At 64.5% G+C, this 25,415-nt stretch carries 27 protein-coding genes and 1 tRNA gene; 17 read left to right on the top strand and 11 right to left on the bottom strand.

The genetic code is table 11. The features are described 5' to 3' along the window. Positions 1–7: 7 nt before the first annotated feature. The 4 genes from pyrF to radC all read right to left on the bottom strand — a co-directional run bounded on the left by pyrF (position 8) and on the right by radC (position 3,264). Positions 8–682 carry an orotidine-5'-phosphate decarboxylase gene (pyrF, locus tag ACSH0F_RS07325; RefSeq protein WP_435201372.1) on the bottom strand — a complete coding sequence of 225 codons (675 nt, stop codon included), beginning with the start codon at positions 680–682 and terminating at the stop codon, positions 8–10. Then, positions 679–1,056 carry a HAMP domain-containing protein gene (locus tag ACSH0F_RS07320; protein WP_435201370.1) on the bottom strand — a complete coding sequence of 126 codons (378 nt, stop codon included), beginning with the start codon at positions 1,054–1,056 and terminating at the stop codon, positions 679–681. Before ACSH0F_RS07320 ends, pyrF begins: the two co-directional genes overlap by 4 nt. Before the next feature lie 71 nt (positions 1,057–1,127). After that, the gene (gene purB / locus ACSH0F_RS07315) at positions 1,128–2,438 is read right to left on the bottom strand and encodes an adenylosuccinate lyase (RefSeq protein WP_435201368.1); all 1,311 of its coding nucleotides are present in this window, start codon (positions 2,436–2,438) and stop codon (positions 1,128–1,130) included. Between the two features lie 112 nt (positions 2,439–2,550). Then, positions 2,551–3,264 carry a RadC family protein gene (gene radC / locus ACSH0F_RS07310; protein WP_435201366.1) on the bottom strand — a complete coding sequence of 238 codons (714 nt, stop codon included), beginning with the start codon at positions 3,262–3,264 and terminating at the stop codon, positions 2,551–2,553. Between the two features lie 55 nt (positions 3,265–3,319). Here radC and ACSH0F_RS07305 point away from each other — a divergent pair, with 55 nt between their 5' ends. From ACSH0F_RS07305 to ACSH0F_RS07270, 8 genes are all read left to right on the top strand, one after another. Then, positions 3,320–6,553 carry an intermembrane phospholipid transport protein YdbH family protein gene (locus ACSH0F_RS07305; RefSeq protein ID WP_435201364.1) on the top strand — a complete coding sequence of 1,078 codons (3,234 nt, stop codon included), beginning with the start codon at positions 3,320–3,322 and terminating at the stop codon, positions 6,551–6,553. Then, complete coding sequence (locus ACSH0F_RS07300; RefSeq protein WP_435201362.1) at positions 6,550–6,813, top strand: YnbE family lipoprotein; 264 nt, start codon at positions 6,550–6,552, stop codon at positions 6,811–6,813. The genes ACSH0F_RS07305 and ACSH0F_RS07300 overlap by 4 nt, the downstream gene beginning before the upstream one ends. Continuing rightward, a complete protein-coding gene (locus ACSH0F_RS07295) occupies positions 6,813–7,217 on the top strand; it encodes a YdbL family protein (RefSeq protein ID WP_435201360.1) in 405 nt (134 codons plus the stop codon). The genes ACSH0F_RS07300 and ACSH0F_RS07295 overlap by 1 nt, the downstream gene beginning before the upstream one ends. A gap of 337 nt (positions 7,218–7,554) precedes the next feature. Further along, positions 7,555–7,875: an AtpZ/AtpI family protein gene (locus ACSH0F_RS07290; RefSeq protein ID WP_435201358.1), complete on the top strand. Its 321-nt coding sequence runs from the start codon at positions 7,555–7,557 to the stop codon at positions 7,873–7,875. A 54-nt stretch (positions 7,876–7,929) separates the two neighbouring features. Next, positions 7,930–8,718, top strand: a complete 789-nt coding sequence (locus ACSH0F_RS07285; protein WP_435201356.1) for a F0F1 ATP synthase subunit A — start codon at positions 7,930–7,932, stop codon at positions 8,716–8,718. 40 nt (positions 8,719–8,758) lie between these two features. Continuing rightward, a complete protein-coding gene (locus tag ACSH0F_RS07280; protein ID WP_040964046.1) occupies positions 8,759–8,986 on the top strand; it encodes a F0F1 ATP synthase subunit C in 228 nt (75 codons plus the stop codon). Positions 8,987–9,071: 85 nt separating this feature from the next. Beyond that, positions 9,072–9,566, top strand: a complete 495-nt coding sequence (locus ACSH0F_RS07275) for a F0F1 ATP synthase subunit B family protein (protein ID WP_435201354.1) — start codon at positions 9,072–9,074, stop codon at positions 9,564–9,566. After that, positions 9,559–10,125: a F0F1 ATP synthase subunit B family protein gene (locus tag ACSH0F_RS07270; protein ID WP_278328424.1), complete on the top strand. Its 567-nt coding sequence runs from the start codon at positions 9,559–9,561 to the stop codon at positions 10,123–10,125. The genes ACSH0F_RS07275 and ACSH0F_RS07270 overlap by 8 nt, the downstream gene beginning before the upstream one ends. 63 nt (positions 10,126–10,188) lie before the next feature. Here the strand turns inward: ACSH0F_RS07270 and ACSH0F_RS07265 are convergent, their stop codons facing one another. From ACSH0F_RS07265 to aroA, 6 genes are all read right to left on the bottom strand, one after another. Continuing rightward, positions 10,189–11,163 (bottom strand): NADPH:quinone oxidoreductase family protein, encoded by a 975-nt coding sequence (locus ACSH0F_RS07265; protein WP_435201351.1) that lies wholly within the window; start codon positions 11,161–11,163, stop codon positions 10,189–10,191. A 4-nt stretch (positions 11,164–11,167) separates the two neighbouring features. Then, positions 11,168–11,923, bottom strand: coding sequence for a hydroxyacylglutathione hydrolase (gene gloB / locus ACSH0F_RS07260; protein WP_435201349.1), 756 nt, complete (start codon positions 11,921–11,923; stop codon positions 11,168–11,170). Between the two features lie 98 nt (positions 11,924–12,021). Then, positions 12,022–13,725, bottom strand: a complete 1,704-nt coding sequence (gene rpsA, locus ACSH0F_RS07255; RefSeq protein WP_305932792.1) for a 30S ribosomal protein S1 — start codon at positions 13,723–13,725, stop codon at positions 12,022–12,024. A 375-nt stretch (positions 13,726–14,100) separates the two neighbouring features. Next, positions 14,101–14,724, bottom strand: a complete 624-nt coding sequence (locus ACSH0F_RS07250; RefSeq protein ID WP_435201347.1) for a (d)CMP kinase — start codon at positions 14,722–14,724, stop codon at positions 14,101–14,103. After that, a complete protein-coding gene (locus ACSH0F_RS07245) occupies positions 14,721–14,990 on the bottom strand; it encodes a CBU_0592 family membrane protein (RefSeq protein ID WP_435201345.1) in 270 nt (89 codons plus the stop codon). Before ACSH0F_RS07245 ends, ACSH0F_RS07250 begins: the two co-directional genes overlap by 4 nt. Further along, positions 14,987–16,276, bottom strand: coding sequence for a 3-phosphoshikimate 1-carboxyvinyltransferase (gene aroA, locus ACSH0F_RS07240; protein WP_435202191.1), 1,290 nt, complete (start codon positions 16,274–16,276; stop codon positions 14,987–14,989). The genes ACSH0F_RS07245 and aroA overlap by 4 nt, the downstream gene beginning before the upstream one ends. A 175-nt stretch (positions 16,277–16,451) precedes the next feature. Between aroA and ACSH0F_RS07235 the strand changes: the two genes are divergently transcribed. The 6 genes from ACSH0F_RS07235 to ACSH0F_RS07210 all read left to right on the top strand — a co-directional run bounded on the left by ACSH0F_RS07235 (position 16,452) and on the right by ACSH0F_RS07210 (position 20,617). Further along, complete coding sequence (locus ACSH0F_RS07235) at positions 16,452–16,796, top strand: TIGR02300 family protein (RefSeq protein WP_067689751.1); 345 nt, start codon at positions 16,452–16,454, stop codon at positions 16,794–16,796. A gap of 90 nt (positions 16,797–16,886) precedes the next feature. Continuing rightward, positions 16,887–16,962: transfer RNA gene (locus tag ACSH0F_RS07230), tRNA-Ala, on the top strand. Positions 16,963–17,343: 381 nt separating this feature from the next. Continuing rightward, the gene (ffh, locus tag ACSH0F_RS07225; RefSeq protein WP_435201343.1) at positions 17,344–18,840 is read left to right on the top strand and encodes a signal recognition particle protein; all 1,497 of its coding nucleotides are present in this window, start codon (positions 17,344–17,346) and stop codon (positions 18,838–18,840) included. A gap of 34 nt (positions 18,841–18,874) precedes the next feature. After that, positions 18,875–19,354, top strand: a complete 480-nt coding sequence (rpsP, locus tag ACSH0F_RS07220) for a 30S ribosomal protein S16 (protein ID WP_435201341.1) — start codon at positions 18,875–18,877, stop codon at positions 19,352–19,354. Between the two features lie 9 nt (positions 19,355–19,363). Next, complete coding sequence (rimM, locus tag ACSH0F_RS07215; protein WP_435201339.1) at positions 19,364–19,849, top strand: ribosome maturation factor RimM; 486 nt, start codon at positions 19,364–19,366, stop codon at positions 19,847–19,849. A gap of 33 nt (positions 19,850–19,882) precedes the next feature. Beyond that, positions 19,883–20,617 carry a DUF5818 domain-containing protein gene (locus ACSH0F_RS07210; protein WP_435201337.1) on the top strand — a complete coding sequence of 245 codons (735 nt, stop codon included), beginning with the start codon at positions 19,883–19,885 and terminating at the stop codon, positions 20,615–20,617. On the opposite strand, the gene ACSH0F_RS07205 is transcribed toward ACSH0F_RS07210, so the two are convergent. Next, positions 20,614–21,528: an NAD(P)/FAD-dependent oxidoreductase gene (locus ACSH0F_RS07205; protein WP_435201335.1), complete on the bottom strand. Its 915-nt coding sequence runs from the start codon at positions 21,526–21,528 to the stop codon at positions 20,614–20,616. The two genes, ACSH0F_RS07210 and ACSH0F_RS07205, sit on opposite strands and share 4 nt — an antisense overlap. Before the next feature lie 56 nt (positions 21,529–21,584). Here ACSH0F_RS07205 and trmD point away from each other — a divergent pair, with 56 nt between their 5' ends. The 3 genes from trmD (at position 21,585) to ACSH0F_RS07190 (ending at position 25,397) form a co-directional block, all read left to right on the top strand. Further along, entirely contained in the window at positions 21,585–22,421 is an 837-nt protein-coding gene (trmD, locus tag ACSH0F_RS07200) for a tRNA (guanosine(37)-N1)-methyltransferase TrmD (protein WP_435201333.1), read from the top strand. 12 nt (positions 22,422–22,433) lie between these two features. Further along, entirely contained in the window at positions 22,434–22,802 is a 369-nt protein-coding gene (rplS, locus tag ACSH0F_RS07195; protein WP_278328437.1) for a 50S ribosomal protein L19, read from the top strand. 297 nt (positions 22,803–23,099) lie between these two features. Beyond that, positions 23,100–25,397, top strand: coding sequence for a DPP IV N-terminal domain-containing protein (locus ACSH0F_RS07190; RefSeq protein WP_435201331.1), 2,298 nt, complete (start codon positions 23,100–23,102; stop codon positions 25,395–25,397). The last annotated feature ends 18 nt before the right edge of the window (positions 25,398–25,415 follow it).

The following is a 25,415-nucleotide window of genomic DNA, read 5'->3' as shown; positions in this document are numbered from 1 at the left end:
GGCCGGGCTAGAGCGTCGCTTCGATGTCGCGCGCGGCCTGCGCAGGATCGTCAGCACGGCTGATCGGGCGGCCGATCACGAGCACGCTCGCACCGTCGTCGCGGGCCTGTCGCGGCGTGACGACGCGTTTCTGGTCGCCCGCCGCGCTGCCTGCCGGGCGCAGGCCGGGGACGACGAAGAAGCCGTCTTTCCATTGGTCGTGCACGGCTTTTACTTCCTGCCCAGAGCACACAATCCCGTCGAGCCCCGCGTCATGCGCCAGCTCGGCCAGCCGCATCACGTGATCGTGCGCGCTGCCCTTGATGCCGGTGCGTTCGAGGTCGCGGTCGTCCATGCTGGTGAGCATGGTCACGCCGACCACCTTGGTGTGCTCGCCCGCGGCGGCCTTCGCATCCTCCAGCATGGCCCGCCCGCCGCTCGCATGGACCGTGACGATGGAGGGTTCCAGCACGTGGATCGCCTGCATTGCGGCGGCGACGGTGTTGGGAATGTCGTAGAGCTTCAGATCAAGGAAGATCGGCAGGCCGAGTTGGCCGATCATGTGCACCCCGTGCGCCCCGTGAGCGCAGAAGAACTCCAGCCCCAGCTTGATCCCGCCGACATGGCCCTTGACGGATTTCGCGAGGTCGATCCCTTCGCGCAGGCGCGGAACGTCGAGGGCGAGATAGACGGGATTGCTCATCGCGGGCTCTTGGGTTCCGGATCGACGGGATTGGCAGGTTCGGGCGGCAAATCGCTACGCGGTGTCCCGGCGGGACTTGTGGCGGGAGCGGGGGCGTGAGTCGCCGCGGGAGCATCGCTCTTGGGCGCGGCCATGCGCGTCGTCGCCGCTTCCAGCGCGTTGACGCGGCGGGTTATGCGCCATTTCGCGGTGCGGTGGATCAGCCACATCGGAATGAGGCCGAGCAGGAAGGCGACGATCACCAGTGCCGGCAGTTTCGTTTCCAGCACGATGTCCGACCAAATCTGCACCTCCACCGGCTTCCAGTTGAAGAAGCTGAACGCCAGCAGGGCGAAGAGCAGCAGGACCCAGACGATGGTGCGGACGATCTGCATTGTGGTTCGGCTCCCGATATATCCTTTGCTATAGTGCTAGGCCGCGAGAGCGCGCCCGTCCAGTGGCAGGGTCAGCCGAACACCCGCGCGAAGATCGTGTCGACATGCTTGAAATGGTAGTCGAGATCGAAGCGGGCCTCGAGTTCCTCCTCGGACAGGGCGGCGGTCACTTCCTCGTCCTGCTTGAGCAGGTCGAGCAGCATCAGGCGGCCGTCCGATTCCCACACCTTCATCGCGTTGCGCTGGACGAGGCGATAGGCATCCTCGCGGCTGACGCCGTTCTGCGTGAGGGCGAGCAGGACGCGCTGCGAATGGATGAGGCCGCCCATGCGGTCCATGTTCGCCTGCATTCGCTCGGGATAGACGAGCAGCTTGTCGACCACGCCGGTCAGGCGCGCGAGCGCGAAGTCGAGCGTGATCGTCGCGTCCGGCCCGATGAAGCGCTCCACCGAGGAATGCGAGATATCGCGCTCGTGCCACAGCGCCACATTTTCGAGCGCGGGGAGAGCATAGGCGCGGATCATGCGCGCCTGGCCGGTGAGGTTCTCCGTCAGGATCGGGTTGCGCTTGTGCGGCATCGCGCTCGAGCCCTTCTGGCCCTTGGAAAAGAACTCCTCGGCCTCGAGCACTTCTGTGCGCTGCAGGTGGCGCACTTCGACGGCCAGCCGCTCGATGCTCCCGGCGATGACGGCGAGGGTGGAGAAATACATCGCATGGCGATCGCGCGGGATGACCTGCGTGGAAACCGGCTCCGGCTTCAGGCCTAGCTTTTCGGCGACATATTCCTCGACGCTGGGGTCGATGTTGGCGAAAGTTCCGACAGCGCCCGAAATGGCGCAGGTCGCGATTTCCTCGCGCGCGGCGAGCAAGCGGGTCTTGCAGCGGTCGAATTCGGCATAGGCTTGCGCCAGCTTGAGGCCGAAGGTCACGGGCTCTGCATGGATACCGTGGCTGCGGCCGATGGTAGGCGTGAACTTGTGCTCTTCCGCGCGGCGCTTGATGGCGGCCAGCAGCTCATCGAGATCGGCGAGCAGGATGTCGGTGGCGCGCGCCAGTTGCACCGCCAGCGTCGTGTCGAGCACGTCGCTGCTGGTCATGCCCTGGTGCATGAAGCGGGCTTCCTCGCCCACGTTTTCGGCCACCCAGGTGAGGAAGGCGATCACGTCGTGCTTGGTCACTGCCTCGATCGCATCGATCGCCTCGACGTCGATCTTCGGATCGGTCGCCCACCAGTCCCACAGCGCCTTGGCCGCGCTCTTCGGCACGACGCCCAGCTCGCCCAGCTTTTCCGTCGCATGCGCCTCGATCTCGAACCAGATGCGATATTTCGCTTCCGGCTCCCACAGGGCGGTCATGTCGGGGCGGGCGTAACGGGGGACCATGGGCGGGGCTCCGGTTTGGAATGGCGGGAAGATCCGTCGAAGCCGCTAGGCGGGGAGATTGTAATGCGCAAGGGTGCGATGCAACAGGAACTGGCAAGCAAGCTTGCCTGAGTCAGATCAGCCCCTTGGCGCGCAGCGATACATGCCCGCTGCGCCCGACGATCACGTGGTCGTGGACGGTCACGCCGAGCAGGCGGCCGGCTTCGGCGATCCGCTGGGTGATCTGGATGTCGGCGCGGCTCGGTTCCGGATTGCCGCTCGGGTGGTTGTGCACCAGGATCAGCGCGGTCGCGCCGATGTCGAAGGCCTTGCGGATCACTTCGCGCGGGTGGATCGCGGCCTCGTCGATCGAGCCGTCGCCTACGTGATGGTCGAGGATGAGGCGGTTCTGCGTGTTGAGGTAGAGGACGCGCACGCGCTCGACAGTGAGATGCGCCATGTCGACTGCGAGATAGTCGAGCAGCGCCTGCCAGCTGCCCAGCACCGGCTTGTTCTCGACTTCGCCGCGCGTCATGCGGCGGGCGGCCAGTGCGACCGAGTGGAGCGCCGCCGCGCTGGTCTCGCCCATGCCCTTGACCTGTTTCAGTGCGCCCACTTCAGCGGTCAGCACGGCGGAGAACGAACCGAAATGCGCGATCAGGCGCTTGGCGAGCGGCTTGGTATCGCCCTGGCGGAAGGCGGCGAAGAGGAGGTATTCCAGCAGCTCGTAATCGGCGAGGGCTTCGGCGCCGCCGGTCAGCATCCGCTGGCGTAGCCGCTCTCGATGGCCGGCCCCGGCGTGGCTCACCGCTGATTTGCTGTTCTCCGGCAAGCGAAACCCCGTCACTTCGATTCAATTACTTGCATTGCCTTTGGCGCGGCTTGCGCGCAAGTGTGCCGCAATGGCAAGCGCTGGCATCGACGACTTGGGCGAGGAAGGGGCGCAGCCTGCCCGATTGCGTCCGCGTTGGCGCAAGAAACGCTGGATGGTGCCCGCGGCTTTGGCGCTGCTCGCCATCGCCGCGCTGCTCGTCGCGTGGTTCAGCCGCTACAGCATCGCCGAGGATTTCGTCGCCGACCAGCTGGCGGCCAACGGGCTCGAAGCGACCTATGAAATCGAGCGGGTCGGCGGGCGCACGCAGATAATTTCCAACCTCGTGGTCGGCGATCCGGACGCGCCGGATTTGACTGTCGAGCGGGTCGTGGTTCGCCTGCGCCACCGCCCTGGCCTGCCGGAGATCGCTTCGGTCAGGCTCGTCCGTCCACGACTGTTTGGCACTTATCGCCATGGCGAACTGAGTTTCGGCGCGCTCGACCCGGCGATCTTCCGCGAGAGCGACGAGCCGTCGGGACTGCCTGCGCTGAATGTCACCGTCGAGGACGGGCGGGGATTGCTGGAAACCGATTACGGCCCCGTGGGCTTGAAGGTCGAAGGCGCGGGCCAGCTGGACGATGGCTTTGCCGGGATCATCGCTGCGAGTGCGCCCGGACTTGTCTTCGGCGGATGCGATGCAACCGATGCCACGGCCTATGGCGATGTGACGACCGATGGCGGCAAGCCGCGCTTCAGCGGGCCCGTGCGGTTCGGTCGGCTGGCATGCGAGGCCTCCGCGCTTAATCTTGCGAATTACGACTTCGAACTCGACGCCTCGTTGGACGAAGAGCTTTCCAGTGCGCAACTGGCAGCACGTATCGAAGGCGGAGCTACGCGCCTCTTCGACTATTCGGCGGATGGTGTCACCGGGACGGTGCGAGCCAGCGTCCCGGGGGAGACAGTGGCGGTCCGCTATGCGCTGGTCGGCCGCGGCATCGAAAGCCCGCAGGCGCTGGCCGCGATCCTCTCGCTCGAGGGGCAAGGCCGCCTGCGCTCCGATTTCGAGCGTGTTCAGCTCGAGGGTCGTCTCGAAGGCAATGGCCTGCGCCCGGGCGCGCAGATGCTGTCGTCCTTCCAGTCGCTGGCCGAGGTGGGTGGCGGGACACTGGTGGAGCCGATCGTCCGGCAGATCGCAGGAGCGCTTCAGACAAAGGCCAGGGGCAGCGCGCTGGAAGCCGATTTCCGCTTCCGCCGCAACGGTGAGAATCTCGCACTGATCCTGCCATCCGCGCAGCTTTCGAGCGGTAGCGGCGAGCGAGTCGTCTCGCTTTCGCGCTTCGAATACGGCGTCGAGGGCGATGGCGCTCCGCGTTTGTCAGGCAACATCGCGACCGGCGGCACAGGCATGCCGCGGATCAATGGACGGATGGAGCAATCGGCGCGAGGCGCTTCGGTCTTCCGCCTGTCCATGCAGCGTTACGCGGCCGGGAACTCGGCTTTGGCAATCCCGCAGCTGAACGTGTTCCAGGCACCCGACGGTGTCGTCCGCTTTGCGGGCCGGGTCGAGGCGTCCGGTCCACTGCCTGGCGGGGCGACCGAGAACCTGCGCATCCCGGTCGACGGACGCTGGCAATCCGGCGGATCGCTGGCGCTGTGGAACAGCTGCACGCCGGTTGCCTTCGACCGCCTCGAACTCGCCAACCTCCGCTTCGAGCGGAAGGGCTTGACCATCTGCCCGGCCAGCGGCCGATCCATCGTGTCGAGCGGTCCCGGAGGATTGCGGATCGCGGCGGGTACGAGCGCTCTCGATCTCGAAGGCTTCATCGGCGAGACCCCGATCCGCATTGCGAGCGGGCCGGTCGGGCTGGCCTTCCCCGGCGTCATGACGGCACGCGCACTCGACATATCGCTCGGCCCGGCAGACACGGCGAGCCGCTTCCGTATCAGCGATCTCACCGCGCGCTTCGGCACAGATATCGCCGGGACCTTCGACGACGCCGAAGTCACGCTGGCCTCCGTTCCGCTTGATATCAGGAATACCAGCGGCAATTGGTCCTATGCCAATGGCGCGCTGGCTATCTCGGACGGCGTCTTCCGTCTCTTCGACCGGCAGGCTGACGCGCGTTTCGAGCCGCTCGACGCCCGCGACGCGCGTCTGACGCTCGTCGACAATGTGATCGACGCGAATGCCGTCCTGCGTCATCCGGGAAGCGACCGGGTGGTGACCGAAGTCGATATCCGCCACGATTTGTCGAGCGGAGCGGGCTATGCCGACCTCGATATTCCGGGCGTCCTGTTGGACGGGCAATTGCAGCCGAACGAACTATCGCGGCTCGCCCTGGGCGTCGTAGCCAATGCCGATGGCGTGGTGACGGGCGAAGGCAGGATCGACTGGTCCCCCGATGGCGACGTGACCAGCACCGGCAGCTTCACCACCGAAGACCTCGATTTCGCAGCCGCCTTCGGGCCGGTGACCGGCGCCAGCGGGACGATTCGATTCACCGATCTGCTCGGCCTGACCACCGCGCCCAACCAACGGCTGCGCGTCGCGGCGGTCAATCCTGGCATCGAAGTGCTCGACGGCGAGGTCGAATTCGAATTGCGAGGTGGCGAGGTGCTCGCCGTGGCAGGGGGCAGTTGGCCCTTCATGGGCGGCCAGCTCTACCTGCGCGACGTCGATTTCAATATCGGGGCCAGCGAGGAGCGGCGCTACATCTTCGAAATCGTCGGGCTCGAAGCCGCGCAGTTCGTGGCGCAGATGGAGCTGGAAAACCTCTCCGCGACGGGCAAGTTCGACGGCACCGTTCCCATCGTCTTCGACGCCAGCGGCAATGGGCGGATCGATACCGGCGTGCTCATTTCCGGCGAGCCCGGCGGCAATATCTCCTATGTCGGCGAACTGACGTACGAAGATCTCTCGCCCATCGCCAACTTCGCCTTCGATGCGCTAAAAAGCCTCGATTACCGCCAGATGCGCGTGGTGATGGAAGGGCCGCTGACGGGCGAAATCGTCACGCGGGTGCGCTTTGATGGCGTGAGCCAGGGCGAGGGTGCCTCCTCCAATTTCATCACCAAGCGCCTCGCCGCGCTGCCGCTGCAGTTCCGGATCAATATCCGGGCGCAATTCTACCAGCTGCTCACCAGCATGAAGGCGCTCTATGATCCGTCTGCCGTGCGCGATCCGCGCGAGTTGGGTCTGCTCTCCGACGACGGCGAGCGCCTCTTGCGACGCAGCATCACCGGCGAGGAAGCCGAACCCGATATCGACCCGGCGGACCTCGTCCCCGATGAACCCACCATTCAGCAGCAGGAAAGCGAATGAGCGCTATGACAAACGGCAAATTGACGGACCGCGCGCGTGCTGCGACAAGCCTTGCGATGCAGGGGGATTGCAAAGCACGCAGGTTCGCACGGATGGCGGCGGCAATGCTCGTGCCGCTCGGCTTGGCCGGATGCATTACCGTAAATGCGCCGGAAGAGCCGATCGTGATCGAGCTCAATGTCAACATCCGGCAGGAAGTGATCTATCGCCTGGCGGAAGACGCGGGCAATACGATCGAAGAGAATGCGGATATTTTCTGATGGGTGACATGATGACCAAGCGAATTTCCAAGGGCCTGCTGGCAGGCGTCGCGATCGCGATCGCCATCGGCGGCCTCGCGACCCCGGCCTTCGCCCAGCGCGATCCCGCCTATGCCGCCGCGCGCTCCGCCGGGCAGGTGGGCGAAAAGATGGACGGCTATCTCGGCATCGTCGGTGCGAGCACGCCGGAACTCCAGCGCCTCGTCAACGACATCAACATCAAGCGCCGTGCGGTCTATGCCGAGCGCGCGAAGGCGACCAATGCGACGCTGGAAGAATACGCGCTGACTGCCGGTTGTCAGGCGATCCTCGCGACATCGCCGGGCGAGAAGTATCAGGCGCCTAGCGGTAGCTGGGAGACCCGCACGAGTGCACCGCCGATGCGGGATTCGCGTTGTCCGTGACTTGTTGCGTGCGGAAAGCGCATCCTCGCTTTCCTTAGCGGCACCGACCCACTCCAGATTTTTGTTACGTGCGCCTTCGACATCCGTCGAAGGCTTGCGGCTGTTCCGTCCCACGCCCCCTCCCGGCCACCCATAGAATACCGTGCCGTGGGTGGCCGGGAGGGGGCGTGGGACGGAAGAGCAAGGTCAGCACGAATGTCCTGACCGCACTCCACAAAACCTCCCCTTTTCCCACCCTCTTCATGTTGACTCCCCAATGCCCCCCTTCTAAGGGGGCGGCGCCCTCGGCGGGCAAGTCCGTGCCCGTGCCGCGCAACCCCCTTCAAAGGAGCCTGGCATGAGCGACGACAAGCCTGCACGAGAGACCATCGAGGAGGATGCGCGGATCGACGCGCTGGAACAGCGGCTCAATGCCGCCCAGCAGCGCGAAAATCAGCGTAACCAGCCGAAAATGTCGGGTGCGGATGCGAACTATCGCTCCGGCAACCGGGTATTGGCAGACCTTCTGGGCGGTATTCTCGGCGGCGCGGTGATCGGGTGGACCGTAGATTGGTTTGTCGGCACATCGCCCTGGGGTCTGTTGGTCGGATTGTTCCTTGGGATAATCGTGGCCTTCAGGAATATTATCCGCGCGGCAAACAAGCGTCCCGATGAATGATCCCGCAAGCGGGATTTCGGGGCGCTGTTCATAGGACTTGAGGGACACTTAGACGTGGCAGCCGAACAGGCCAAAGTCGATCCGATGAAGCAGTTCGCGATCGAACCGATCGCGGGCACGCAGGGCTGGGAACTCGCCGGCTTCAACATCGCCTTCACCAACAGCGCGATGTGGATGCTGGTCACCGTCGTGGTGCTGTTCCTCTTCGTGCTCGGTGGCATGAAGCGCGAGCTGGTGCCCGGTCGCTGGCAGATGATGGTGGAAACCTTCACCGGCTTCATCGACAACATGCTGGAAGCGAACATCGGCAAGGAAGGGCGCAAATACGTGCCCTATGTCTTCAGCCTGTTCATGTTCATCCTGGTCGCGAACCTGCTGGGCCTCCTCCCGCTCGGCATCGTCGGCATTCATCCGTTCACCTTTACCAGCCATTTCACCGTCACCGGCGTGCTGTCGATCATCAGCTTCTCGATCGTCCTGCTGGTCGGTTTCTGGAAGCACGGGCTGCATTTCTTCAGCCTGTTCGTGCCGCACGGCACGCCGCTGCCGATGGTCCCGGTGATCGCGCCGATCGAGTTCATTTCCTTCATGGTGCGCCCCTTCAGCCTCGCGCTGCGTCTGTTCGTCGCGATGATGGCGGGCCACGTGCTGCTCAAGGTGCTGTCGAGCTTCGTGATCGACGGCACGAATGCGGGCCTCGGCTTCGGCGCTCTTGTCGGCCTGCCGAGCTTCATCCTGATGATCGGCATCAGCGCCCTCGAAATTCTGGTCGCAGGCATCCAGGCATATGTCTTTGCCCTGCTGACCTCGCTCTACATCAACGATGCAGAGCATCTCCACTAAGTCTTCAACGCAATTATCTGTTTTCCCAAAGGAGTTTGTCATGGAAGTAGAAGCTGCAAAGCTGGTTGGTGCCGGTCTCGCTGCAATCGGTGCCGGCATGGCCGCCATCGGTGTGGGTAACGTCTTCGGTTCGTTCCTCGAAAGCGCACTGCGCAACCCCGGCGCTGCCGACGGCCAGCAGGGCCGCCTGTTCATCGGCTTCGCCGCTGCCGAACTTCTCGGCCTGCTGGCGTTCGTCGTTGCCATGATCCTGATCTTCGTCGCCTAAGACGAAACGGATCGATCCGGCCGGTCGGCGCAAGTGCTCCGACCGGCCGCATGATTTCTTGCGGTCCCGCTAATCGAGAGCTGATATGCCACAGATAGCACAGCTTGCCGAAACATGGTCCAGCCAGGTCTTCTGGCTGCTGATCTTCTTCGGCATCACCTTCTTCGTCATCGGCCGGGGCATGGTGCCCAAGGTGATGGATACGGTCGCCCAGCGCGATTCGCAGATCTCGGGCGATCTGGCTGCTGCCAAGGCCGCGCGCGATGCGGCCGACGCCGAGGAAGAAGCCTGGCGGGTCAAGGAAAACGAAAACCGCGCTGCGGCGCAGGCAATCGTTGCCAAGGCCAAGGACGAGGCGGCTGCCAAGTCCGAGACCCGGCTGAAAGCCGCGCAAACCCGGCTCGACAAGAAACTGGTCGATGCCGAAACCCGCATCGCCGAAGCGCGCACCGCCGCGCTGACGGAAGTGGAATCGGTCGCAGTCGAAGCGGCGCAGGACATCGTCGCCACTCTCGCAGGGGTAAAGGTGACCAGGCCGACTGCCGCCAAGGCCGTGAAGGAGGCCATGATCCATGGCTAACACTCCCCAGCCATTGACCACGGGCGAGCCCGAAGCCGTCGTCGAAGTCGATGCGGGTGCTGCCAAGCATTCCGAACCCTCGCTGTGGGGCCTCGAGCCTTACCAGTGGGTCTCTATCTCGATGCTGGTCCTGATCCTGATCGCCCTGTTCGGCGCCAAGGTACACAAAACCATCGCCGGCGGCCTCGACGGCAAGATCGCCGCGATTAAGGAACAGCTCGACGAGGCGAAGCAGCTTCGCGCCGAAGCCGAAGCGCTGCGCGACGAATATGCCGCCAAGATCGCCAGTGCCGAGAAGGACGCCGAGGCCATGCTGGAAAACGCCCAGCACGAAGCCGACGCCCTGCTCGTCAAGGCGGAAGAAGACAGCAAAGCGATGGTCGAGCGCCGCAAGCGCATGGCCGAAGACAAGATCGCCGCTGCCGAGCGCGAAGCGGTCGAGGATGTCCGCAACCGTGCGGTGACTGCCGCCACGCAGGCGAGCCGCAAGCTGATCGCCGAGAAGCACGACGCTGAAGCCGATCGCGCGCTGGCCGACAAGGTGATCGCGGGGATCTGATCGGCCCCGTCGCGATAGTGAATTCGTGAGGGCGGTCCTGCGGGGCCGCCCTTTTCTTGTGGCTCAGGGTTCGAGCACGACCTTCCCGATGAACTCGCCCCGCTGCATGGCCTCAAATGCCTCGCGCCATTCCTCCAGTGGCAGGGTGCGGTCGATATGCGGAGTGATGGCGCCGGCGGCGGCGAGCCGGTCGATCTCCGCCGCAATGAGCTCGGCACGGTCGGGGAAGCGTCGCGCATATTCCCCAGCGCGGGCTCCGACGACGGAGAAGCCTTTCATCAGCGGGATGTTGACTGCGATTTCGGGAATGCGACCGGACACGAAGCCGATCACAAGCAGCTTGCCGCCGAAGGTCACGCAGCGCGTGCTCTCGTCGAACACATCGCCGCCGACAGGATCGTAAACGAGGTCGCACAGCCGCCCATCGGTGAGCTCCGCGACCTGTTCGCGGAACCGGCCGGTGTTGAGTATCACCGTCTCGGGCTGCGCAATGCGCTCGAGCGGCTCGATCTTGTCCTCTCGGTGAGTGGCAGCGATGACCCGTGCACCGAGCGCCTTCGCAAGATCGCAGGCTGCAAGACCCACTCCGCCGCTCGCACCGTGCACCAGGACCGATTGCCCGGCCTCCAGACCGCCCAGCTCGACCAGCGCGACATAAGCAGTGTGATAAGCAGCCCCCATCGCCGCCGCCTGCCCGAAATCCAGCCCTGCAGGGACCGCTCGCAGTGCTTCAGCGGGAAGGGCGACATAGTCGGCGAAGGCGCCCGTCTTCGCGCCGCCCATAACCCGGTCGCCGACCGCGAACCCGCTGTCCGGGCCAGCCTTGACGATCTCGCCTGCCATTTCGAGGCCGGATACGAACGGCAGCTCTGGTTTGAACTGGTACTTGCCCTGCGTCATCAACAGGTCTGGGTAGTTGAGCGAGGCAGCGCGCACGCGCACCAGCACTTCGCCAGCCGCAGGGGCAGACCGCTCCCGCTCCACCAGCGCGACACCGGACAGGTCGTCGGACAGCGCGCTGACTTCGAGCGCCCGCATCGCCTTAGAAATTGTCCTTCGCCGCGCGGAGGGCCGCGAAGGTTTCTGCCGGGCTGCTGCCGCCCCAGCGGTCGCGCATGGCGCGGTCGTCGGCGCGCAGGAAGGGGTTGGTCTGCAGCTCGCGCGAAAGCACCGTCGGCACGGTCGGCTCGTCCTTGGCGCGCTTCTCCTCGACCTGCGCGGCGTAGAGACGCAGTTCGGCATTGTCGGGATCGGCATGCAGCGCGAATTTGGCATTCGCAGCTGTATATTCATGCGCGCAATAGAGCTGGGTGTTCTCCGGCAACTGCCTGATCCGGTCGAGGCTGTTCCAGAACTGCTCCGCCTCGCCTTCGAACATGCGTCCGCATCCCAGCGCGAACACGCTATCGCCGACGAAGGCCATGTCGGCATCGGCGAGGTGGTAGGCGATGTGGCCGTTCGTGTGGCCGGACACGTCGATCACGCGCGCAGTCCATTCGCCCAGCGGGACGCTGTCGCCATTGCCGACCACGCGGTCGATCGGGCTGAGCTTGTCGACCTCCTGCGGGGCGATAACCGTCGCGCCTGTCGCCTCGACGATGTCCTTGTTGCCGCCCGCATGGTCGGGATGCCAGTGGGTGTTCCAGATCTGCGTGATCCGCCAGCCTTTGGCCTCGGCCTGTTTCAGATACTCCTTGCCATCGGGCGTATCGATCGCAGCGGTCTCTCCGCTGTCGGGATCGTGGAGCAAGAAGCCGTAATTGTCGGACAGGCACGGGAACTGGTGAACTTGCAGCATGGCCGGGAGTGTAGGACGCCCGGCCCAACTAGGAAAGGCCCGCCTGCTCAGATGAGCAAGCGGGCCTTCCTGATTACCCTGAAATGGGAAGGAAGAGCTTAGTCTTCCTTCTTCTTCAGCGCTTCGCCGAGGATGTCGCCGAGCGATGCACCCGAATCCGACGAACCGAACTGTGCCACAGCTTCCTTCTCTTCGGCGATCTGACGCGCCTTGATCGAGAAGTTGGGCTTCTTCGAACGATCGAAACCGGTGACCATAGCGTCGACCTTGTTGCCGACCTGGAAGCGGTCGGGACGCTGCTCGTCACGGTCGCGGCCGAGGTCGCTACGCTTGATGAAGCCGGTGGCGCCGTCTTCGCCGACCTGCACCTCAAGGCCGCCATCGCGGACTTCGAGAACGGTGACGGTGACGGTTTCGCCCCTGCGGAGGCTGCCTGAAGCACCGGCTTCGGTCGGCGCACCCTTTTCGAGCTGCTTCATGCCGAGGCTGATGCGCTCCTTGTCGGTGTCGACGTCGAGCACGACGGCTTCGACCTGCTCGCCCTTGCGGTGCAGGGCCAGCGCGTCTTCACCCGAGATGCCCCAGGCGATGTCCGACATGTGGACCATGCCGTCGACGTCGCCGTCGAGGCCGATGAACAGGCCGAATTCGGTGGCGTTCTTGACTTCGCCTTCGACCTTTGAGCCGACCGGGTGCTTGTCTGCGAACTCTTCCCACGGATTGCGCTGGGCCTGCTTGAGGCCGAGCGAAATGCGGCGCTTCTCGCTGTCCACTTCGAGGACCATGACTTCGACTTCTTGGCTGGTCGAGACGATCTTGCCCGGGTGGACGTTCTTCTTGGTCCAGCTCATTTCCGAAACGTGGACCAGGCCTTCGATGCCCGGCTCGATTTCGACGAATGCGCCGTATTCGGTGATGTTGGTCACGGTGCCCGTCAGCTTCATGCCGACCGGGTACTTGGCCGAAACGCCATCCCACGGATCCGATTCCAGCTGCTTCATGCCGAGGCTGATGCGCTGGGTGTCTTCGTTGATGCGGATGATCTGCACGGTCACGGTCTGGCCGATCTCGATCATTTCGCTGGGGTGGTTGACGCGCTTGTAGCTCATGTCGGTGACATGCAGCAGACCGTCAATACCGCCGAGATCGACGAAGGCGCCGTAATCGGTGATGTTCTTCACCACGCCGTCGATGACTTCGTTTTCGCTCAGCTTGTCGATCAACTCGCTGCGCTGTTCGGCGCGGGTCTCTTCCAGAACCGCACGGCGCGAGACGACGATGTTGCCGCGGCGGCGGTCCATCTTGAGGATCTGGAAGGGCTGGGCCATGTCCATCAGCGGGGTGACGTCGCGCACGGGGCGGATGTCGACCTGGCTGCCGGGCAGGAAGGCCACGGCGCCGTCGAGGTCGACGGTGAAGCCGCCCTTGACGCGGCCGAAGATGCGACCTTCGACGCGCTTGCCTTCGCCGAACTCGCTTTCCAGCTTGTCCCAGGCGGCTTCGCGGCGGGCGCGGTCGCGCGACAGCATGGCTTCGCCGTCGGCGTTTTCGACGCGGTCGACATAGACTTCGACTTCGTCGCCGGTCTTGGGCGCTTCGTCGCCTTCGCCGCGCATGAATTCCTTGAGGTCGACGCGGCCTTCGCTCTTCAGGCCGACATCGATGAGGGCGAAACCGTTCTCTACGGAGGTGACGGTACCCTTGACGACACGGCCTTCGAAACCGCCTTCGTCAGCGCCGCCGAGCTGCTCGTTGAGCATCGCCTCGAAATCGGCGCGGGTGGGATTGGCTGCAGTTGCCATATGTGAGTAGTCCTGACGTTCGTTTTGCTACCGGCCACCGGTTTTCCCGGGGTCTTTCTCCGTCTGCCTGCGCACCATCGCGCAGGCCGTACGGGGCAAGAGGGCCGTGTTCTCCGCGAAGCCGGATGCCGCCGCGAAGGTCCTTCAATCCATTTGATGTTCTGGACGGGCGCGCGCCTAGGCGAAAGAGACGTAAAAGGCAAGTAAATTGCAGCGGCACCGCTCCTACACATGGACCGCGTGGACCACTGTCCTGGCGGGAAAAAGTCCGGGCGCGAAAATGTGCCGTGCTTGCGACGGTTTCGTTGTACTTCGGGCGACGTGACGGCGGCATTGGCCAGGTCCTGCCACGACGCGTCGCCTGTAGGAAAGCGGCTAGCGCTCCATCGCGCTCGTGACCGCTTCGATGGCGGCTTCGATCGCTTCGTCCTTGCCGAAATTCGTGGTATCGAAGATCAGCGCGTCGGCGGCCGGCTTGAGTGGGGCGTCGGCGCGGTTCATGTCGCGCGCGTCGCGCTGAGCGATGTCGGCGGTGATGTCCTCCAGCGTCACTGCGCGGCCCTGCGAGCGCATTTCGGCGAAGCGGCGTTGCGCGCGCGCGGCGACGCTGGCGGTGACGAACAGTTTCACGTCCGCGTCGGGCGCGATGACCGTGCCGATGTCGCGCCCGTCGAGCACCGCGCCGCCGTCCTGCTCGGCGAAGGCGCGCTGGCGCTCGTACAGCGCCTTGCGGACGGCGGGATGGACCGAGACCTTGCTGGCGAGGGCGCCGACGGCCTCGCTGCGCAATTCTGGATTGTCGAGCAGGCTGTCGGGAAAAGCGCAGGCGGCGAGGGCATCAGCCAGCGAGTTCGGCTCGCCGCCGTCCTGCGCGCATTGGTAGCCGACCGCGCGATAGAGCAGGCCAGTATCGAGGTGCGGCAGGCCGAAATGCGCGGCGAGCGCCTTGGCGATGGTGCCCTTGCCCGAGGCAGTCGGGCCGTCGACGGCGACGATCATGCCTCGCGCTCCTGCCCCTTGCGACTCGTCCGGATGGCCTTGGCGATACCGACCAGGGCGATGGCGGCCCAGAAGCCCTCCAGCACCAGGCTCGGCCAGTTGGTGTGGACCAGTAGCGAGATTGTAAGCAAGGCCGCACCAGCTAGGTTGATGCCGTGAAGGACGAACGGGTTCGGCGCGTCCTTCAGCGTGAGGTAAGCATAGGCGCCGATGATGCAGGCGGTTCCGAGGAAGCCGATGAGGGAATAGATATCGAGGTTGATCACGCCGCAGCCTCCGAGAGCAGGTCCATGAAGTTCGGGAAGCTCGTCGCGATGGGTTCGGTGCTGTCGATTTCGACACCTTTCTCGCTGGCGAGGCCCGCGACTGCCATGCTCATGGCGATACGGTGATCGAGATGAGTGGTCACCAAGCCGCCGCCGATGAGGGGTTTACCGCCGTTCCCCTTGATCAACAGGCCATCGTCCCGCTCCCGCAGATCGACGCCGACTTGTTGGAGCGCTCCAGCCATCGACGAGAGCCGGTCGCTTTCCTTTACGCGTAACTCCTCAAGGCCGCTCGTGACCGTCGTGCCCTCCGCTAGTGCGGCGGCGACGAATAGCACCGGAAACTCGTCGATCATGCTGGGGGCGATGGCCGGATCGACTTCGACACCTTTCAGCTTCGCGTGGCGCACCCGCAGGTCCGCGACCGGCTCGCCGCCGACGTCCCGTTCGTCGAGATAATCGATATCCGCGCCCATCTTCTCCAGCACTTGGAAAATGCCGTTGCGCGTCGGATTGAGGCCGACGTTCTCGATAATGAGGTCGCTACCGGGCACGATGCTTGCCGCAACGGCGAAGAATGCTGCGGACGACGGATCGCCCGGGACGATGATGTCGCAGGGCGTCATGTCGACCGGACCGGTCACCGAGATGCGCTTTTCGCCGTCCGCCTCCTTGACCTGCACATCGACGCCGAAGCCGCGCAGCATGCGCTCGGTGTGGTCGCGCGTCGGGACCGGTTCGATCACGGTCGTCGTACCGGGCGTATTGAGCCCTGCTAACAGCAATGCGCTCTTCACCTGCGCGCTGGCGACCGGCAGGCGATATTCGATCGGGACGGCGGGCTGCATGCCCTCCATCATCAGCGGCAACGTACCGCCGGGCGAGGGCGTGAAACTCGCGCCCATCAGCGAGAGCGGATCGATAACGCGCCCCATAGGGCGCTTCGAGAGGCTGCCGTCGCCGGTGAAGGCTGCGGTAACCCCGTGGCTCGCGACGAGGCCCATCAGCAGCCGCGTCGAGGTGCCCGAATTGCCCATGTCCAGCGCCTGTTCGGGCTGCAGCAGCGTTCCGACGCCGACGCCGTCGACGACCCAGTCCTCACCGTCACGCTCGATTGTCGCGCCCATTGCGCGCAGCGCAGCGGCGGTGGCGAGCACGTCCTCGCCCTCCAGCAGGCCGGATATGCGGCTGCGACCGACGGCCAGCGCGCCGAACATCAGCGCGCGGTGGCTGATCGACTTGTCGCCCGGCACGCGGATGCGGCCGGTCAGCGGGCCCGAAGGCATGAAGCGGTGGGCGGTCACGAATGCGTATCCATATGAAGGCGGCGCTTTGACAGCGCATAGCTGTTCTGGCAAGGCGCGCGCGCTGTTGATTCCTGCCCTGCGGGATCCCATCAATACAATTACGAATTCACGGCCTCCGCGCAGCGGCGAGGGGGCGGCAATCCAAGGATTACACATGGTCAAACCTGAATGGGGCACCAAGCGGACCTGCCCGAATTGCGGCACCCGCTTCTACGATCTGAACAAGGACGATCCCGTCACCTGCATCGAATGCGGTGAAGAGTGGACGCCCGAGCCCGTGCTCAAGTCCAAGCAGCCGATCCTCGCCGAGGAAGAGAAGAAGGACAAGAAGGGCGAGGCCGACAGCGATCTGGGCGGCGACGACGACGATGACGATCTGGACATCGACATCGACGAGGACGACGATTCGCCCGATAACGAAGTCGACCTCGGCGGCGACGACGATCTCGGCGTCGAAACCAAGTCCAAAGGCGACGACGACGACGCGGACGAAAGCTGATTTAGCTGTTGCAATGCGGGGAGCCTCTTTATAAAGGGCGCTTCCCGCAAGGGTGACATGCCTCCCAGGGCATGTCTTTCGAAATGGCTCGGGGCCTTAGCTCAGCTGGGAGAGCGCTACAATGGCATTGTAGAGGTCAGCGGTTCGATCCCGCTAGGCTCCACCATTTCACCGTCTGTTTGGCCCGTGTTGGGCTGCAAATGGCGGCTTGGTGCGCTTCCGGTGCTCACGGCCTGAATGGCCGCTGCGCGCCGGTTCTCCCAATCCACCATTTTCGCTTCCAACACGAACCAACATCCGGCGAAATGGCACTTCGGGTTTGATGGTAGCAGGTCGTGGCGACGGCTGCGGCTTGCTTCCACCACACCCGGGCAAACAGTTTGGGTTTCATCGGGGAATTCCCCACGCTGGCCGACGAGTTCTCGTCCGCCGGCGATTTTTGCGTTTACGGGAGTTTCCCAGAAAAAGTGGCTTCCACTTTTTCGGTTCGGGAAGCGACCAGACAAGGAAGGTCCGGTAGCGCAAGTTACTGGAAGGAGAAGTAGGCATGTTCGACAGTCTGTCCGACCGCCTCGGCAATGTTTTCGACCGCCTGAAAGGGCGCGGTGCGCTGAGCGAAGGCGACGTGCGCGAGGCGATGCGCGAAATTCGCATCGCGCTGCTCGAAGCCGATGTCGCACTGCCGGTCGTCCGCCGCTTCATCGATGCGGTCACCGAAAAGGCGATCGGTTCGGACGTGCTCAAGTCGGTCACGCCCGGCCAGCAGGTCGTCAAGATCGTCGACGACGAGCTTACCGCGATGCTCGGCGGCGGCGAGGATGCCGATCCCAAGGATCGCGAGCTCAACTTCGCCGCCAAGCCCCCGGTCGTTATCATGATGGTCGGCCTGCAAGGTTCGGGTAAGACCACGACCACGGCCAAGCTCGGCAAGCTGATCCGCGAAAAGCACGGCAAGAAGGCGCTGATGGCGTCGCTCGACGTCAATCGTCCGGCCGCGCAGGAACAGCTCAAGGTGCTGGGCGAGCAGGTCGATGTGGCGACACTGCCGATCGTCGAGGGCCAGCAGCCGGTCGATATCGCTCGCCGCGCGATGGACAGCGCCAAGCTGCAGAGCGCCGACGTGCTGCTTCTCGACACCGCGGGCCGCCTGCATGTCGACGAAGCGCTGATGGCCGAAATGAAGGCGATCGCCGGCGTCTCCGCGCCGACCGAGGTGCTGTTGGTGGTCGACAGCCTGACCGGGCAGGACGCGGTTAATGTCGCGCAAAGCTTTACCGGCGAAGTGCCGCTGACCGGCGTGGTGCTGACCCGCATGGACGGCGATGCGCGCGGCGGTGCGGCGCTTTCCATGCGCTATGTCACGGGCAAGCCGATCAAATTCGCGGGCACGGGCGAGAAGCTCGACGCGATCGAGGCCTTCGATCCCAAGCGCGTGGCCGGCCGCATCCTCGGCATGGGCGATGTCGTGTCGCTGGTCGAAAAGGCCGCCGCGACAATCAAGCAGGACGAGGCCGAAGCACTCGCCAAGAAGATGGCGAAGGGTCAGTTCGACCTCGACGACCTGCGCATGCAGCTGAAGCAGATGCAGAACATGGGCGGCCTCGGCATGCTGGCGGGCATGATGCCCGGCATGAAGAAGGCCAAGGCGGCGATGGCGGCTTCCAGCATGGACGATCGTGTGCTGCTGCACATGGACGCGATCATCGGGTCGATGACTGCGAAGGAGCGCAAGAACCCCGCGCTGATGAACGCCAAGCGCAAGAAGCGTGTGGCGGCAGGGTCCGGCACGCAGGTGCAGGACGTGAACAAGCTCCTGAAAATGCACCAGGAGATGTCCCGCGCCATGAAGCAGATCAAGAAGATGGGCGGTCTCAAGGGCCTCGGCGCGCTGTTCGGCGGGGGGGGCATGGGGGCTGCGATGCCCGGCCTCGGTGGGCCAGGCGGTGCGGCCGGTGGCCTGCCCGGAATGGGTGGTGGCAAGGGTCCGGGAGTCGATCCCTCCACGCTCCCGCCCGAACTCCGCGATCTTCTCGACAAGAAATAGATTTCAGACGTTTACATTCGAAAGGTAATACCAAATGGCAGTTGCAATCCGTCTTTCCCGCGGCGGCGCGAAGAAGCGCCCCTACTACCGCATCGTCGTTGCCGACTCGCGTGCTTCGCGTGACGGCAAGTATCTCGAGCAGATCGGCACCTACAACCCGATGCTGCCGAAGGATTCGGGTGAGCGCGTGAAGCTCAACGAAGACCGCGCTCGCCACTGGCTGAGCGTCGGCGCCACGCCGAGCGATCGCGTCCACCGCTTCCTCGATGCCGCCGGCATCCTCGAGCGCGCGCCGAAGAACAACCCGAAGAAGGGCGAACCGGGTGAAGCCGCCAAGGAACGCGCCGAGGAAAAGGCCGCCAAGGAAGCCGAAGCCGCTGAGGCAGCCAAGGCCGCCGAAGAAGAAGCCAATGCTCCGGCTGAAGAAGCAGCAACCGAAGACGCCGCTGCCGAAGACGGTGCTGCTGCGGACGCTGCGGAAACCGCCGACGAAGCCGAAGAAAAGGCCGAGTAAGCCACTTCGATGCCGGACAAGCCCCTCACGCTCGCCGCCGTCACCGGCGCACATGGCGTGGCGGGCGAAGTCCGCCTGAAGCTGCTGGGCGAGGGGCTCGATGCCCTGAAAGCTCACAAGAGCTTCAATGACGGCGCCCTGACGCTGTCAAAGGTCCGCTCCGACAACAAGGGCGGTGCCATCGCGCGTTTTGCCGAAGTCCGCGACCGGACCGCGGCGGAAGCGTTGCGGGGCACCGCCCTTTGCGTGCCGCGCGAGGCCCTGCCGGCGCTGGACGAGGGCGAGTTCTACTTCTCCGATCTCCTCGGCCTCGCCGTCGTCACCGAAACGGGCGAAGCAGTCGGCACCGTCTGCGCAGTCGAGAATTTCGGCGCGACGGACATCGTCGAGATAGAGAAGCCCGACGGCAAGAAATTCATGGTCCCATTGACCAGGCAGGCCGTGCCGGGGTGGGATCATAGCACGCTGACGATCAATCCGGACTTCACGGACTAGGAACATCCATGATTGCCGTGTCGTTGAAATGCCATGACGACGACACCCGGATTGCAGAGCAGTCTCACCATCGCAGCGTCCCTTTCCCTAGCAGCCTGCACCGGCGCGGGCGAACCGGATCCGGGGTCTCCCGCTGACATAAACGACGATCCCGGCAATCCGGCCGCAGGAACCCGGCCGTCCGGCCAGCCGGCGCTCGTCACCAAACGGGGCCGCATCGGTGACGGGGTCGAATGCGCGACCCTGACCACTCCAGACGGCGAACTCTGGTCGTTCACAATGGGCGACGCCAATTTCGCAGCGGGCGATTATGTGTCCATCAACGGCGAAATTGCCGATGCCAGCTTCTGCCAGCAAGGGCAGGGGACGCTCATCGTGCAGGACATAACCGAGGCCGAGCCTCCTGCACGCGACCGTGATCCGGCGAGGGCTGGCGGAATTGCACTGACCGCCGACTATCTCATCGGAGAGTGGGTCGCCAAGGGCGTCGACGCGGATTGCGCCCGTCCGGATTTCGCCATCCGTCGAAGCCCGGGCGCGCTAGTCTTCGAGGCGGAGATCGAAGGGCATGACAATGATGCGGCGATCATTCTCGGTAACTACCCCCGGCTCGATCTGGACGAGCCGCGGCAGGACCTGCCGATGGAAGCGCGCGGACCTGACGGTGTCGCTATTTTGCGCCCGGCGACCGACGCGGCGTTTGATCCCCTGACGATCGGCTCCGCAACGATAGCGGAAGATGGCGTCGTCTTTGTCAAATGCGGCTAGCGCCTGAGCGGCTTTTCGTCGGCGAGATGATTGCGAATGGTCGTCGCGGCGACACCGGCCTGACCCATCGCATGGCCGATCTGGTCGAGGCCGAGGACGACATCCCCGGCGGCGAAGAGGCCTGGTACGCTGGTTTCCATGTGATCGCCGACGATGATGCAGTCCTTGTCGGTCACCTCCGCGCCGCATGATTTCGCCAGGCCCGAGCGAACGACTGAGCCGAGGGCAGGGTAGATGGAATCGAATTCCATGCGCCCCTGTGAAGTCTCCACCGCAAATTTGTCGCCTGCGATTTCGAAGCCGCCACAGGGCCCTGCCACACGCACGATCCCGGCGTCGTCCAGCGCGGCGGAGCATTCGTCCGACAGGTCGTGGTCGCCATGGGGGGAGATCAGCGTCAGATCGGCAGTGTAGCCGCGCAGAAATTGTGCTTCGGCGGTGCCGTGTTCGCCTGTGCCGATCACTCCGACCCGCTTGTCGGTAACTTCGTAGCCGTCGCAGACCGGGCAATAGCGGATCAGGCCGCGTGACAGCGCTTCGTCGTGCAACTGCTCGTCGATGCCCTCGGGTCGGTTGTTGACCACGCCGGTCGCCAGCAGGACGGAGCGCGCGCGATAGGTCTCGTCGTCGCAGGTGACGATGAAGGTGTCGCCGTCCTTTGTCAGGTCGGTGACGCGCTTGGGCTCACGCCGTGCGCCGTACTTCGCCGCCTGTTCGCGCATGCGGTCGAGCAGCTCCTCGCCGTGGATGCCGTCGGGAAACCCGGCGTGATTGTGGCTCGTCGGGATCCAGCTCGCGCGGCTGGTGCCGCAATCGAACATGCGGATCGAAAGGTGATAGCGCGCGAGGTAAATCGCGGCAGTCAGGCCGGCCGGGCCAGCGCCCACGATAATGCAATCGTCCACATCCATGCTGCCGCAACGCGCGGGATGGCAAAGCGGTGCCCGCGGGGCTAATGGCTCGCCCGATGACCTTCGCCGCCACCATCCTGACCCTCTATCCCGAGATGTTTCCCGGCCCGCTGGGCGTGTCGTTGGCGGGCAGGGCACTCGAGCGGGGGGACTGGTCGTGCGAGACCGTCCAGATCCGCGATTTTGCCACGGACAAGCATCGCACGGTCGATGATACGCCTGCGGGCGGCGGGGCGGGCATGGTGCTCAAGGCGGATGTGCTGGGGCGGGCTCTGGACCGTGTGCTGAGTTCTCATTTCGTTCGTGCTGAGCCTGTCGAAGCACCGCACTTTTCTTCGAGCGCTTCACCAGAAGTGAAGGACGGCCCTTCGACAAGCTCAGGGCGAACGGTTTCTTCTGCCGAAATTCCGATCCTCGCCATGACGCCGCGCGGGAAACCCATCACGCAAGCGCGCATCCGCGAGATCGCGGCGGGCCCCGGCGTTGCCATCATCTGCGGCCGGTTCGAAGGCTTCGACGAGCGCCTGTTCGAGCACTATCCGCAGATTGAGCAGGTCAGCCTGGCCGACATCGTACTATCCGGCGGAGAGCCTGCCGCGCTGGCGATTCTCGACGCTTGCATTCGCCTGCTTCCCGGAGTAATGGGCGCGCCCGACAGCGGGCATGAGGAGTCGTTCGAGGACGGCCTCCTGGAATACCCGCAGTATACCCGACCTCAGGAATGGGAAGGGCGCACGATCCCTGAAGTGCTGCGATCGGGGGATCATGCGAAAATCGCTGCATGGCGCAAGGCCAGGAGCGAGGACGACACACGGTTACGCAGGCCGGACCTTTGGGAGCGTTACAGTGACGCTCGGGACCGACCTGCCTCTGATGCGCGGCAAAAGACATAGGAAATACAGGCCATGAACCTGATCCAGCAGCTCGAAGCCGAAGCGATCGAAAACCTAGGCAAGGACATTCCCGAATTCCGCGCAGGCGACACTGTCCGCGTCGGTGTGAAGGTCGTCGAAGGCACCCGCGAGCGTGTCCAGAATTTCGAAGGCGTCGTCATCGCCCGCTCCAACCGCGGCATGGGCAGCAACTTCACCGTCCGCAAGATGAGCTTCGGCGAAGGCGTGGAACGCGTGTTCCCGCTCTACAGCCCGATCGTCGACAGCATCACCGTGGTCCGCCGCGGCATCGTGCGTCGCGCGAAGCTCTACTACCTGCGTGGCCGCACCGGTAAGCGCGCCCGTATCGCCGAGCGTCGCGACAACGCGCCGAAGGCGTAAGCGCGCCTCACCGCGAACAGCGCAACGAATAAAGGGCGGCTCCCGATGTGGGGGCCGCCCTTTTGCGTGGGGATCGTAAGAGGAGGCCGGACTTGGCCTCCCTTCGATGTTGCCGCCGCGGGGACTGTGAGCCGGAAATTCGGCCCCGCGACGTCCATGCCTGTCTGCGCTGCCACGTCTTAACGGGATTTAAGGAAGCGCACTTAAGGCAAAATTAGGCATGGTTTGCAGGCGCATGGGGCTTGCGCCTACCTGCGGCGCTCGCCATCACCAGCGCCGACTGCCGGGAGAGATCGATTGCGTCCTATTACCTATGCCGCCGCGCTGGCGCTGGGCACCTGCCTCGCGACGCCGCTGGCCGCCCAGACTGCCCCATCGTCAGAGGAGACCGCGCCTGTGGAGCTCACCTTCGAACGCGTCTTCGCCTCGCCCGACCTCGATGGCCCCGCGCCGCGCCAGGCGAAGCTATCGCCCGACGGCCGCTACCTCACCCTGCTGCGCAACCGCGAGGACGACCGCGAGCGCTACGATCTGTGGGGCTACGATCGAGAAACCGGCGAATGGTCGATGCTGGTGGACAGCGAAGCGCTCGGCACCGGGCGCGAGCTGTCGGAAGACGAGAAGATGCAGCGTGAGCGCGCCCGCGTCGGCAATCTTAAGGGTATCATCAGCTACCAGTGGACCAGGGATGGCGAAGGCGTTCTCGTCCCGCTCGACGGCGATCTTTATCTCGCGCGCATCGGCGGCGAGGTGGTCCAGTTGACCGATACGGAGGAAAGCGAACTGAACCCGTCGCTCAGCGGTACGGGCGAGTACGTCAGCTTCGTGCGCGACCGCCAGTTGTGGGTCGGTGAGGTCGGCGAAGAGGCCACCCCGATCACGCCGAAAGAGGGCGAGGCGATCCGCTGGGGCGAAGCGGAATTCGTCGCGCAGGAGGAAATGGGGCGGCTCACCGGCTATTGGTGGAGCCCCGACGACCGCCGCATTGCGGTGGAGCGCTTCGACGAGAGCATGGTCGGCATCGTCACGCGCGCCGCGATCGGCGCGACAGGCACCAAGGTGTTCGACCAACGCTATCCCGTCGCAGGCAGCGAGAACGCCGATGTCGAACTCTATGTGATGGATCCAGACGGCAGGAACCGCGTGAAGGTGAACCTCGCCGATTTCCAGCATCCGAGCGTCTACACCGACGGCGATCCGACCGATTTCTACCTCGCCCGCGTCGACTGGGCGCCCGATGGCGGCGCGCTCTACATCCAGCGCCAGAACCGCGAGCAGACGCATATGGACGTGCTGCGCGTAGATCCCGCGACCGGTGCCGTGGCTCCGGTCTTCGCCGAGAAAGCGGCGGCGCAGGACTACTGGATCAACCTTTCCGACGATTACCGCATTCTCGACAATGGCGACCTGATATGGTGGTCCGAGCGCGATGGTTTCGGGCACCTGTACCTGTACTCGGGCGATGATTGGGGCACGTCACGCCAACTGACGCGGGGCGAATTCGTCGTCACCAAGCTGGTCGGCGTCGATCAGTTTGCCGGGCGCCTGTTCTTTCTCGCGACGAGCGAGGACGATCCGCTTGAGCAGCACGTTTACGCCTTGGACTATGGTTTCGAGACGATCGGTGCGCCCCGGCGGCTCACTGAGTCCGGCTACACCTATTCGGCAACGATGGATGGCAAGGGGCAGACGCTGCTCGTCACCCGGTCCAACGACGATACGCCGCCGCAAATCTACCTCGCCGACCAGCAAGGCGAGCGACTTGCCTGGGTCGAAGAGAACAGGCTCGATTCCGACCATCCCTATGCGCCCTTCCTCCCCAGCCACCGCCCGACGCAATACGGCACGATTGCCGCCGAGGACGGAACGCCGCTCTACTGGGAAATGGTCACGCCCGAAATGGAGCCGGGCAAGCGCTATCCTGTCTATTTCTACCATTATGGCGGGCCAGGGCCGCAAATCGTCAATCGCGGCTGGAACGGGGCGTTGCGGCAGGCGATCGTCGACAGGGGCTACATCTGGTTCGCGCTCGACAATCGCGGCTCCGCCAATCGCGGCGTCGCCTTCGAACAGCCGATCTATCGCGCGATGGGCGGCGTCGAGGTGCGCGACCAGAAAGCCGGGGCGGAGTATCTCAAGACGCTCGGTTTCGTCGATCCGGACAAGATCGCGATCGATGGCTGGTCCTATGGCGGCTATATGACGCTGAAGCAGCTCCAGGCCGATCCGGGCCTCTATGCCGCCGGCATCAGCGGCGCACCGGTGACCAAGTGGGAGCTTTACGACACCCATTACACCGAACGCTACATGGGCACGCCGCAGGCCGATGGCGCGGCCTATGAGGCGGCCAGTGCGATACCGAATGCCACGCAGATCAGCGATCCACTGCTGATCATCCACGGCATGGCGGACGATAACGTAGTGTTCGAGAACGCGACCGAGATCATCTCGAGGATGCAGGAGGGCAATGTGCCGTTCCAGATGATGCTCTATCCCGGCTACACCCACCGGGTTGCGGGCGAGCAGATCAGCCCGCATCGCTACAACACCGTGTTCCGCTTCCTCGAACATCACGGCGTGACGCCGCCGGAGTGACCGTCATCCCAGCGCAAG

This window comes from Qipengyuania sp. 902 (assembly GCF_051195295.1).
GTDB lineage: Bacteria > Pseudomonadota > Alphaproteobacteria > Sphingomonadales > Sphingomonadaceae > Qipengyuania.
This window is presented reverse-complemented; position numbering and strand designations above follow the sequence as displayed.

Coding starts and splice junctions, on each gene's coding strand:
- pyrF (WP_435201372.1), bottom strand. CDS start 682: ATGAGCAATCCCGTCTATCTCGCCCTCGACGTTCCGCGCCTGCGCGAA.
- ACSH0F_RS07320 (WP_435201370.1), bottom strand. CDS start 1,056: ATGCAGATCGTCCGCACCATCGTCTGGGTCCTGCTGCTCTTCGCCCTG.
- purB (WP_435201368.1), bottom strand. CDS start 2,438: ATGGTCCCCCGTTACGCCCGCCCCGACATGACCGCCCTGTGGGAGCCG.
- ACSH0F_RS07305 (WP_435201364.1), top strand. CDS start 3,320: ATGGCAAGCGCTGGCATCGACGACTTGGGCGAGGAAGGGGCGCAGCCT.
- ACSH0F_RS07300 (WP_435201362.1), top strand. CDS start 6,550: ATGAGCGCTATGACAAACGGCAAATTGACGGACCGCGCGCGTGCTGCG.
- ACSH0F_RS07295 (WP_435201360.1), top strand. CDS start 6,813: ATGGGTGACATGATGACCAAGCGAATTTCCAAGGGCCTGCTGGCAGGC.
- ACSH0F_RS07290 (WP_435201358.1), top strand. CDS start 7,555: ATGAGCGACGACAAGCCTGCACGAGAGACCATCGAGGAGGATGCGCGG.
- ACSH0F_RS07280 (WP_040964046.1), top strand. CDS start 8,759: ATGGAAGTAGAAGCTGCAAAGCTGGTTGGTGCCGGTCTCGCTGCAATC.
- ACSH0F_RS07275 (WP_435201354.1), top strand. CDS start 9,072: ATGCCACAGATAGCACAGCTTGCCGAAACATGGTCCAGCCAGGTCTTC.
- ACSH0F_RS07270 (WP_278328424.1), top strand. CDS start 9,559: ATGGCTAACACTCCCCAGCCATTGACCACGGGCGAGCCCGAAGCCGTC.
- ACSH0F_RS07265 (WP_435201351.1), bottom strand. CDS start 11,163: ATGCGGGCGCTCGAAGTCAGCGCGCTGTCCGACGACCTGTCCGGTGTC.
- gloB (WP_435201349.1), bottom strand. CDS start 11,923: ATGCTGCAAGTTCACCAGTTCCCGTGCCTGTCCGACAATTACGGCTTC.
- rpsA (WP_305932792.1), bottom strand. CDS start 13,725: ATGGCAACTGCAGCCAATCCCACCCGCGCCGATTTCGAGGCGATGCTC.
- ACSH0F_RS07250 (WP_435201347.1), bottom strand. CDS start 14,724: ATGATCGTCGCCGTCGACGGCCCGACTGCCTCGGGCAAGGGCACCATC.
- aroA (WP_435202191.1), bottom strand. CDS start 16,276: ATGCCTTCGGGCCCGCTGACCGGCCGCATCCGCGTGCCGGGCGACAAG.
- ACSH0F_RS07235 (WP_067689751.1), top strand. CDS start 16,452: ATGGTCAAACCTGAATGGGGCACCAAGCGGACCTGCCCGAATTGCGGC.
- ffh (WP_435201343.1), top strand. CDS start 17,344: ATGTTCGACAGTCTGTCCGACCGCCTCGGCAATGTTTTCGACCGCCTG.
- rpsP (WP_435201341.1), top strand. CDS start 18,875: ATGGCAGTTGCAATCCGTCTTTCCCGCGGCGGCGCGAAGAAGCGCCCC.
- rimM (WP_435201339.1), top strand. CDS start 19,364: ATGCCGGACAAGCCCCTCACGCTCGCCGCCGTCACCGGCGCACATGGC.
- ACSH0F_RS07210 (WP_435201337.1), top strand. CDS start 19,883: ATGACGACGACACCCGGATTGCAGAGCAGTCTCACCATCGCAGCGTCC.
- ACSH0F_RS07205 (WP_435201335.1), bottom strand. CDS start 21,528: ATGGATGTGGACGATTGCATTATCGTGGGCGCTGGCCCGGCCGGCCTG.
- trmD (WP_435201333.1), top strand. CDS start 21,585: ATGACCTTCGCCGCCACCATCCTGACCCTCTATCCCGAGATGTTTCCC.
- rplS (WP_278328437.1), top strand. CDS start 22,434: ATGAACCTGATCCAGCAGCTCGAAGCCGAAGCGATCGAAAACCTAGGC.